Here is a 9,214-nt window from a genome sequence, read left to right as displayed (position 1 = left end):
CGCTGCGCTGCGGCTCCTCGCAACGACGGGGAGTGTGGATTGCTTCGTCCCCTCCGCTGCGCTGCGGCTCCTCGCAACGACGGGGAGTGTGGATTGCTTCGTCCCCTTCGCTGCGCTACGGCTCCTCGCAACGACAGGGAGTGTGGATTGCTTCGTCCCCTTCGCTGCGCTGCGGCTCCTCGCAACGACGGGGATAATAGGGATTGTTGGCTGCTTTTGATTTTGTATGGCCCTTTGCAATGACGGGTATAACTTGATTAGTTTGCGTCCGATAGTTATACGATGTATAATTATACTATGTATATACTTTCGGTGGATATCCTATGTCAACGGTATCACTAAAAAAATGGGGGAACTCTGTTGGGGTTCGGATTCCTTCAGCCCTATTAAAGGAAGCGCATTTAGAGTTAGGTGAAGAAATGGAAATTACCATTAATGAAAACGGCGCCATTCTGTTAACACCTTCTAAAAATAAGCAGGAAGGATGGCTTGAGCAGTTTAATGCGATTGCCAATGTCTCAGGCGAAGGTGAAGAAATTGATTTGCCTAATCAATTCGATGAAGAAGATTGGACATGGTAAAAATAAAACGATTTGATGTATGCTTGGTAAATTTAGATCCAACCGTCGGCTCTGAAATAAAAAAAACAAGACCAGCCGTGATAATATCGCCAGACTCAATGAATTTAAGTCAGCTTAAAACGGTTATCGTGGCACCATTGACAAGCACTATTCGAGAACCTTTTCCCACAAGGGTAAAAACGTCTTTTCAGGGCAAGGAGGGTCAGGTTGCACTCGATCAATTGCGCTCAATAGACCGTTCAAGGATTGTAAAAAAACTGGGAAAATTAGATAGCAAATCATCGGATGACATTTTAACTATTCTATCGATAATGTTTAGTTCTTAACGTGTTGCTCAACTTCTCTAGGAACAATACGGGCCCGGGCCCGGGCCCGTGAGCGAGCCCGTGCCCGTCCGAGCACCATCTAATCTGCTTTTTTCGCCATTTTAGTCAACATCATAAAAGTGTTTTGATTAATATATGAAGAAAAGTACTAGCGCATACTGTTGGTATGATGGGTAGTAAAATATTAGGAAATCCTCCCTTAGAATTTGGGCGCCTTGGAATTGTTTAAAAACCGGGCTCGGGCTCGCCCACGGGCCCGGGCCCGTATTGTTCCATGAAAGTTGAGCATTGCATTAGTTCTGTATATACCCAAAAACTCAACAATAACGACATCTCCCCAAAATTACGCTAAAATATCAACACTGCCTTAATTTTTTCTTTATTATGAAACTAATTCAATCCCAAGACTGCTCAGACTTTCACACGATTAAAGATTTTTATCGCTACGCGCTTTCTAAAGCCTACGAAGCAAACCTGTATTATGGCCATGGCACGGACAATCCTGAAGATGATTTGTTATGGTTAGTGTTGGCTTCACTAAACTTGCCCCTAACCACCGATGCCAGTTTGTTAGATGCGAGGCTAACTGCTGCGGAAAAGCAGCACTTATGCGCCCAACTGTCAAAACGTATTGATGATCGTATCCCCGTTGCCTATTTAATTAATAAAGCATGGTTTTGTGGGTTGCCTTTTTATGTTGATGAGCATGTATTGATACCGCGTTCGCCCATTGCGGAGTTAATTGAACAACATTTTGCCCCATGGGTGGATCCATTCGAGGTGGATAATATCTTGGATTTATGTACCGGCTCAGGGTGTATTGCCATTGCTTTAGCCTATGCATTTCCCGATGCGTGTGTCACAGGGGTTGATATTTCAGAAGAAGCATTACACGTTGCTATTCGTAATCGAAAAGAGCATCATTTAGAAAGCCAAGTGAATTTCTTCCAGTCGGATGTATGGTCTGAAATTCCCTCAGAGCGATTTAATTTGATTGTTTCCAATCCGCCTTATGTCAGTGACGAGGAAATGGAGACGTTGCCGATTGAATACCGGCATGAACCGGATATGGCATTGCGCGCTAACGAAAAAGGGTTAGCCATTGTTGAGCAAATCTTACAACAAGCCAAGCATTATCTGACTGAAAAAGGTATTTTAGTGGTCGAAGTGGGAAATTCGGAACCGATTCTAATTGAAAAATATCCCCATCTTCCCTTTACCTGGCTTGAATTTGAACGAGGCGGCCAAGGCATTTTTCTCTTGACTGCGGAACAATTAAACCAATATTTTTAGGTGACACTATGAGTGGCAACCGCTTTGGAAACGCTTTTTCAATCACCTCCTTTGGCGAAAGCCATGGGCCAGCAATTGGTTGTATTGTCGATGGGTGCCCGCCTGGCTTAACCTTATCCGAAGCGCTCATTCAACCGTTTCTCGATAAACGTAAACCGGGCCAATCAAAATATACCACCCAGCGACGAGAGTCGGATGAAGTCAAAATATTAAGTGGTGTGTTTGAAGGGAAAACCACCGGCACACCCATCATGTTATTGATTGAAAATGAAGACCAGCGCTCTCGGGACTATGAGGCGATTAAGGATATTTTTCGACCGGGGCATGCTGATTTTACCTATCATCATAAATACGGGATCCGCGATTATCGCGGCGGTGGACGCTCTTCAGCCCGTGAAACAGCGGCGCGTGTGGCGGCAGGGGCGATTGCCAGGCTTTATTTAAAAGAGCATGGGGTTGAGATTTTTGGCTATTTAAAGCAAATGGGCAATATAAGCTTGAAATTCGATCAGGTTGACCATATTAATAATAATGCTTTCTTTTGTCCCAACGATACTCAGGTCCAAGAATTAGAGCAGTGTATCGATGAACTACGCCGCCAAGGTGATTCCATCGGGGCGCGGGTGAACGTGGAAGCCCATGGCGTGCCGGTGGGTTTAGGTGAGCCTGTTTTTGATAAAATGGATAGTTTGTTGGCGCAAGCGATGATGTCGATTAATGCCGTTAAAGCAGTTGAAATAGGCGATGGCTTTGATTGTGTTACCCAACGGGGTAGCCAACATCGGGATGAGATGACGCCAAAAGAGGGGTTTTTAACCAATCATTGTGGCGGCACGCTTGGCGGGATAACCACGGGGCAACCGCTCGTGGTGAGTATGGCATTAAAGCCAACATCCAGCATTGTGACGCCGGGGCGATCGATTAATACAAGAGGGGAAGCAGTCGAAGTGGTCACTAAAGGACGCCATGATCCTTGTGTGGGCATTCGCGCAGTACCCATTGCTGAAGCGATGATGGCCATTGTTATTATGGATTGCTGGTTACGTTATCGTGGACAAATAAATAAAATTTGAGGGGTTTTAATCATGACAAGAACAGCCAATATAGCAGTCATTGGTGCTACTGGGGCAGTAGGCGAAGCCATGTTGACAGTCTTAGCTGAGCGCAATTTTCCTATTAATAAGCTCTATGCGGTGGCTAGTGCACGCTCTGCAGGGCAACTCCTTGATTTCAAAAATGAATCGATTGAGGTGCAGGATATCGAGGAGTTTGATTTTTCCAACGTTGAGATCGCTTTGTTTTCAGCAGGTTCTTCTGTTTCTGAAAAATATGCACCAATCGCGGCTTCCTATGGCTGTGTGGTTATTGATAACACCTCTTTTTTTCGCAACGATCCTGAAATCCCGCTCGTGGTTCCCGAAGTCAATCCCGAAGCGATCGAATTATTCACCACCCGCTATATTATTGCCAATCCAAACTGTTCGACTATTCAAATGGTGGTTGCATTAAAGCCCCTGCATGACAAGGCAAAAATACGTCACATTCATGTGAGTACCTACCAGTCGGTCTCTGGTTCAGGGAATAAGGGTATCAAAGAATTGGTGCATCAGTGCGGCGAATTGTTAAATGGCCGGCCGGTAAAGCCTTCAGTGTATGCCCAACAAATCGCTTTCAATGCATTACCGCATATTGACGAGTTTCAAGACAATGGTTATACCAAAGAAGAAATGAAAATGGTGTGGGAAACCAAGAAAATTTTTAACGATGATAGCATTCAAGTCAATCCAACCACAGTGCGAGTTCCGGTTCTTTATGGCCACTCAGAAGCCATTCATGTGACTTTTGAACAACCGCTCACACCACAAGAAGCGCGAGAATTACTGGTCAAAGCACCCGGCGTGACAGTAAAGGATGATTTTAAAAAAGTCCGCTACCCCACCGCTATTTCCGATGCGGTAGGGCAAGATGATGTATTTGTTGGCCGTATTCGTCAAGATTTAGATGATCCCTATGGCTTGAATTTATGGGTAGTCGCCGATAATATTCGTAAAGGGGCGGCTACCAATGCCGTTCAAATTGCTGAAATTTTGCTCAATAAATATTTATAAGTTATAATTATTAGTATGGCAAAGACAATTAAAAAGGTGGGGAAAGGATTACAGCGCTTGCGCAACACCCGTGACTTGGATGAGAGTGATGACACGGGTGGTCGTAGCAGTCGAAGCGGTCGTGGTGGCCGTGTTGACCCGCCTAAATTACCTTCTTACATAAGCGCAGAACCTCAATCAGCCTCGATGTTGGCTGAGGATAGTGTGCGCGTTGAATGGGATCGAAGGGCACAGGAGCAGGCTGGCGAAGGTCATTATGGTAAAGTGAACGTCAAAGAGCGTCGTGAAGAGGACAAAATGACGCCGGAAGGTGAGCTGCTCAATGATATCCCCCAACATCCTTTGCTTAATCGCCAAACATACGATGGCGTTCCCATCAACGATAATCCGGAACCTCCCTTAAATTCAGATGCAAGGCGCGAATACGACAATGCCAAACGGTTGCAACATCAAAAACAATTGCAGTTGAAAAACGAGCTAACTGATACACCTCAATACCAACCATCTTCTGCACCTACCCCACGCCCAGGAGGCTAATCCATGACGCTGGCCCAAGATATCATCAACGGCCGTATGCCCGATTTTGAGGCTTACCTCAATGAAGGGGAGTCGCTGGATGATATTGATGAATATGGTTTTACCCCCCTGATTGAATGTGCTATTGCGCGTAGGCCGGATGTGGCTGAAAAACTTTTGCGCCGCAATGTCGAAATTGAAAAAACGGATGTGACTGGGCGCACGGCTCTATTTTGGGCGGTAGATAATGAAGATAAGGAAATGATTGAACTATTGGTGAAGTACCATGCCAATGTGAATAGTTATACTCAAGGTGGCATGCCCATCCTTGTCTACCCCATTTTGCGTCATCGCGATAGTTTAAAACGCTACCTGCTGCATCAGGGGGCAAATCTTGATTTTGCTTTGGACTATGTTCAAGCGAAATTGTTGGGGCATCGGTTTGAATTGCGCGGTGATGTGGATATCGTCAATGCCAAAGGGGAATTTGTTCAAGTTGATTATGAGGGGTTTATTCTGGGTTTTACCGTGGATTTGCTCAAAGACTCGTTGATTCGATTTGTTAAAAGTTATGCAACCAAGCATTTAAAATCCCATTTTTCCTATTTTCAAAGAATGATCGGTGCGTTTGAGGTGGCTCAGCAATTATTAAATTTACAATATGTGGTGGAACTCAACGAGCAACATCGCAAAATACTCACTCAAATCAGTCATCAAGAATTGTTGATATTGCCTGCAGCCAGCCGAGGGCATGCGATGGCGTTTGTTCGCCTTGGACCTTATTGGGCGAAAATTGACCGCGGTGAAAATGCAAAAAAAGAAGGTTCGGTGAATATCTATCGCATGAACCATCCGGAAGCAGTGACCGGCAAATTTATTGAAACGTTTCTGATGCAAAAGCAGCCACGCCATTTTTTTCACCGTCAAATAAACGATATTTTAGGGTTAGTACCCATTGAAAAAATTCCATTGAGTGTTCAAATCAGTGGTAACTGTTCTTGGGCAAATATTCAAGGGATTATCCCCGTTGCCTATGTTATGCAATCCATGTTGGCCAATGAATATGTGGATTATCAACAGGCATTATCCTTGTATGAATTTTGGATGGATTGGGATAAAGACCGCGCCATTGAAGCGACCATCTACCGTTTTTCCTATGTTAATGAGGCAAGAAAAGCAAGTCTTGTGGCCATGCTTGCGGGTGTCTTATATCAAGCATGTGATGCGGAAAATGCCAATGATTTGAAACGTGCCGAAAAAATTCTACCCATTTTGCATCACCGCGATTTTCGTTATGTGTTGACGAGTTATCTAGAACACTATTGCATTAAGCGGTTAACCAAAAAAGGAAATAATCTTCTCAAAATCTTAGATGATCTGGGTTATAACCCCAATATCGGCATTAATCCCATTGCTACGGGGTTAAAGGATAAATTGTAACCACGGCCTCGAACTTGCGGTTTTTCGTAAGCATTTCAGGCACTTGGTGCCACACATCAGGATATACCTTTGTTACAAAAACCCCTCTCCCGCCCTTCGGGCACCCTCTCCCCATTTCCGGGGAGAGGGGAAATTGAGGGAAGTTATTTAGAAGTCCTGTTTAATTCAACCTGACAAAATATAACCCCCATTCAATCTTGCTCAAGACTTATTCCCGTCTTCCTCCGCTTTATGCAGAGGATCCATAGACATTACCATTAAAAACACCTCAGTTCCTGGACCCTCCGCTTTATGCGGAGGGCGACGTTCATGGGTTATTACTATGATTTCGTTGATAAATTCTGGTTTGTAATGCGGAATAAAGGGTATTAGCTCAGTTCCTTTTTTATCCGATACAACGAAAATTTTTATAAAAGGTCTTGAAATTTTGATGATTGATCTTAAATAAAAGTTTGAGCCTCTTATTAAAACGGCTCATCTATTTGTAGAACAAACTTTGGTAATTATTGAGTTAGTAAAGGAGATATTATGATTGCTAATCCTTGTCCTTCATGTAGAAAAAATGTGAATGTAAAAAAAGTAAAATCAGGATTTCCATCAAATTATTACACAATCTATTGTTCAAATTGCAATACCAGCCTGTCTAAAGCTTACCAAAACCCTAAAGAAATGCTTGCCATTTGGAATGCTTTGTATCCTTAAGATAGTTAATTATTGGCGCCCTTGATAAATGTAATATTGTCGGGGCATGTGATTATAGAGGCGAAATAGTCGCCTCTACTTGTAGGAGATGACAATGAACAAGATAATTGCAATATTTTTAAGTACCCTACTAGGGGTTTGTATTGTTCCCTATACAAGTGCTGCAACATTAGATACAAAAGTTCCAGATCAAGCAAATATCAAACAAAAAAACAAAACAATTATCGACCCTTTTGATAATGATCCATTCTTTCAATCGCACAACGACATCTTTAAGGAATTCGACAAGATGCATCAAGCTATGCAACGATTAATGAACCACCAATTTTCGAAAATGCAACATAGCCTTGCAACAGGATTTCCCGATTTAAATTCCACCAATTCTAACAATATACAAATAAAAGAAGGAAAAGATGAATTGGTATACAAAATAAAACTGCCCAAAGAATCCGACAATAAAATCGATGTATCAGTAAAAAATGGTCAGTTGATAATAAGCTCCAACGTGACACAAAAAATCACTCGCGAAGAAGATAATAGCAAGCGTGTCAGTTATTCACATAGCAGTCATACTCAATCATTTCAAATACCAAATGGCTATGATGAAAAATCGATGACAACAAAAATGAAGGGGACAAACCTAATTATCACATTAAAGAAAAGTGCTTAAAACGTAATAACTTGTTGGTGCGTAATATAGCCACTTCTTTGTGATATAAAGGGGGGATAGACGCACCAACTTAATTAATTCAAGACAAATTTTTCAATTCATTTTGCATGTTTAATATAGCCAATGATCCAACGCTGCTTTGGTTCGCTCTCTGGCAAGTTTAAGGGCGATGCTATCGGCTTTTCTTGGGGCATGTAAGTCATCGCAATGAGCGGATCCTTCGATCAGTTCGTAGATTAAACTGGGATTTGTCGCCCATTCGCTGTCAGGGGTAATGGACAACATTGACCAGGGGTCATTACTGCCATTGGTGAAAACAAGGTGTGTGGTCTCTTCGCTTAATAATGGAGTAAAAAAGGTCTCATTGGTTAAATCAACCTTAGCAGGAGTCGTCATATTAAACAATCGAAAGCAGATTTGATGGTGATAATCTAAGTCAATTTGCTTTGAGCGGGTTGATTGGGACGGATCGGGGTGGGCAACCTGCCAATAACCATATTCAAGGCAAGACTGATAAAACCATTGGCGCATGCCAATGCCTTCCGCGCTGTTATCAAGTGACTCCGATTCAGCGGCTTGTGCAGTCATATCAACCGCATTTTCACCAAAACGGCTATATAAAATGTTAGCGAATTGGGCATAACCGGTTAATTCGTCTTCACCAGAGGTTAGCATATGGCAAAATTCATCATGCATTCCATATTGAATGGCACCTGCACCGATATCTGCTACTAAATAGATAAAATCGATATCATCGACAACATCGCTTGCCGAAAACATTGCCTTTATTTCAGCAAACTTTTGTTTATTGGTCTGTGCTTTATCGATTATTTTAACAACTTTACGCATCGCCTTAGCACATTCAGGTCCGGCTACTTTGGTAACATGTTTATCGTATTCGGGGAAGGATTCTTGTGCTCGCACGGGTGCGGAGGATGCAATCGCACCGACCACTAAATCGGGATAATGGAGTCGATAATAAGCAGATAACGAACCAGGATATGAGCCCCCAAAACTCACCCATTTTCCTGACCAGCCATGTTTTTGGGTCATGGCTTTTTGAAACGATGCCAGATCGGCTAAGGCATTTTCAATGGTTAAGTAGCGAAGGTGATTCGTTGATAAGTCATTGAAAGGCTGGCTTTTACCATAAAAGCGATGTTCAAGTGCAATTAATCGAGCCTGATAACGCCTAGCATAGGAGCGAATAGCACCGGATAGGGATGATTGGGAACAGGCTGCTTCCCCGCAAACATAAAAAAACACGGGTGCATTGGCATCTTTGGCATAAACCTCATCCAGATAGTAGCGTTGTTTGAAGGTTCCAAGCTTTGGCCTTTTTGGGTCGATGTATTGATCAAAATACCCTGTTTTCACCGATGTGCTTTTTAAAAGTGGTAGCGCTTGTTGTTGCTGATGATATTGAAAATATTTCTCGACGGCACCGGCATGGAGCAGAAAACTACTGGCCAGCAGATAAATGAAAAGGGCTATTTTTTTCATGGTTCAGTCCTTGATGTTATTTGGTTAGCATTTCAAGCACAATGTGCAATACATCAAAATAATGACTTCGATTCA

At 42.9% G+C, this 9,214-nt stretch carries 10 protein-coding genes; 9 read left to right on the top strand and 1 reads right to left on the bottom strand.

What is annotated here, in order from left to right; genetic code table 11:
• Window positions 1-323: 323 nt before the first annotated feature.
• From AB3348_RS04845 to AB3348_RS04805, 9 genes are all read left to right on the top strand, one after another.
• On the top strand, window positions 324-581 hold the full coding sequence (locus AB3348_RS04845; protein ID WP_367606439.1) for an AbrB/MazE/SpoVT family DNA-binding domain-containing protein: 258 nt from the start codon (window positions 324-326) through the stop codon (window positions 579-581).
• Window positions 575-907, top strand: a complete 333-nt coding sequence (locus tag AB3348_RS04840) for a type II toxin-antitoxin system PemK/MazF family toxin (RefSeq protein ID WP_367606438.1) — start codon at window positions 575-577, stop codon at window positions 905-907. The genes AB3348_RS04845 and AB3348_RS04840 overlap by 7 nt, the downstream gene beginning before the upstream one ends.
• Window positions 908-1,291: 384 nt before the next feature.
• Window positions 1,292-2,200: a 50S ribosomal protein L3 N(5)-glutamine methyltransferase gene (gene prmB / locus AB3348_RS04835; protein WP_367606437.1), complete on the top strand. Its 909-nt coding sequence runs from the start codon at window positions 1,292-1,294 to the stop codon at window positions 2,198-2,200.
• A gap of 8 nt (window positions 2,201-2,208) precedes the next feature.
• Window positions 2,209-3,273, top strand: coding sequence for a chorismate synthase (gene aroC / locus AB3348_RS04830; RefSeq protein ID WP_367606436.1), 1,065 nt, complete (start codon window positions 2,209-2,211; stop codon window positions 3,271-3,273).
• Window positions 3,274-3,285: 12 nt separating this feature from the next.
• Window positions 3,286-4,308: an aspartate-semialdehyde dehydrogenase gene (locus tag AB3348_RS04825; protein ID WP_367606435.1), complete on the top strand. Its 1,023-nt coding sequence runs from the start codon at window positions 3,286-3,288 to the stop codon at window positions 4,306-4,308.
• Window positions 4,309-4,323: 15 nt separating this feature from the next.
• On the top strand, window positions 4,324-4,845 hold the full coding sequence (locus AB3348_RS04820) for a hypothetical protein (protein WP_367606434.1): 522 nt from the start codon (window positions 4,324-4,326) through the stop codon (window positions 4,843-4,845).
• A 3-nt stretch (window positions 4,846-4,848) separates the two neighbouring features.
• A complete protein-coding gene (gene ankH / locus AB3348_RS04815) occupies window positions 4,849-6,264 on the top strand; it encodes a Dot/Icm T4SS effector AnkH/LegA3 (RefSeq protein WP_367606433.1) in 1,416 nt (471 codons plus the stop codon).
• 528 nt (window positions 6,265-6,792) lie between these two features.
• Window positions 6,793-6,966: a hypothetical protein gene (locus AB3348_RS04810; protein ID WP_367606432.1), complete on the top strand. Its 174-nt coding sequence runs from the start codon at window positions 6,793-6,795 to the stop codon at window positions 6,964-6,966.
• A gap of 94 nt (window positions 6,967-7,060) precedes the next feature.
• Window positions 7,061-7,636 (top strand): Hsp20/alpha crystallin family protein, encoded by a 576-nt coding sequence (locus AB3348_RS04805; protein WP_367606431.1) that lies wholly within the window; start codon window positions 7,061-7,063, stop codon window positions 7,634-7,636.
• 111 nt (window positions 7,637-7,747) lie between these two features.
• Here the strand turns inward: AB3348_RS04805 and AB3348_RS04800 are convergent, their stop codons facing one another.
• On the bottom strand, window positions 7,748-9,139 hold the full coding sequence (locus AB3348_RS04800) for a S28 family serine protease (RefSeq protein ID WP_367606430.1): 1,392 nt from the start codon (window positions 9,137-9,139) through the stop codon (window positions 7,748-7,750).
• Window positions 9,140-9,214 lie beyond the last annotated feature (75 nt).

Source organism: Legionella sp. W05-934-2 (assembly GCF_964199965.1).
Taxonomy (GTDB): Bacteria; Pseudomonadota; Gammaproteobacteria; order Legionellales; family Legionellaceae; genus JAFIFT01.
This window is presented reverse-complemented; position numbering and strand designations above follow the sequence as displayed.

What these genes read in the sequence shown, in the direction of transcription:
- AB3348_RS04840 (WP_367606438.1), top strand. Translation starts at nt 575, where the DNA reads ATGGTAAAAATAAAACGATTTGATGTATGCTTGGTAAATTTAGATCCA.
- AB3348_RS04805 (WP_367606431.1), top strand. Translation starts at nt 7,061, where the DNA reads ATGAACAAGATAATTGCAATATTTTTAAGTACCCTACTAGGGGTTTGT.
- prmB (WP_367606437.1), top strand. Translation starts at nt 1,292, where the DNA reads ATGAAACTAATTCAATCCCAAGACTGCTCAGACTTTCACACGATTAAA.
- aroC (WP_367606436.1), top strand. Translation starts at nt 2,209, where the DNA reads ATGAGTGGCAACCGCTTTGGAAACGCTTTTTCAATCACCTCCTTTGGC.
- AB3348_RS04820 (WP_367606434.1), top strand. Translation starts at nt 4,324, where the DNA reads ATGGCAAAGACAATTAAAAAGGTGGGGAAAGGATTACAGCGCTTGCGC.
- AB3348_RS04845 (WP_367606439.1), top strand. Translation starts at nt 324, where the DNA reads ATGTCAACGGTATCACTAAAAAAATGGGGGAACTCTGTTGGGGTTCGG.
- AB3348_RS04810 (WP_367606432.1), top strand. Translation starts at nt 6,793, where the DNA reads ATGATTGCTAATCCTTGTCCTTCATGTAGAAAAAATGTGAATGTAAAA.
- ankH (WP_367606433.1), top strand. Translation starts at nt 4,849, where the DNA reads ATGACGCTGGCCCAAGATATCATCAACGGCCGTATGCCCGATTTTGAG.
- AB3348_RS04800 (WP_367606430.1), bottom strand. Translation starts at nt 9,139, where the DNA reads ATGAAAAAAATAGCCCTTTTCATTTATCTGCTGGCCAGTAGTTTTCTG.
- AB3348_RS04825 (WP_367606435.1), top strand. Translation starts at nt 3,286, where the DNA reads ATGACAAGAACAGCCAATATAGCAGTCATTGGTGCTACTGGGGCAGTA.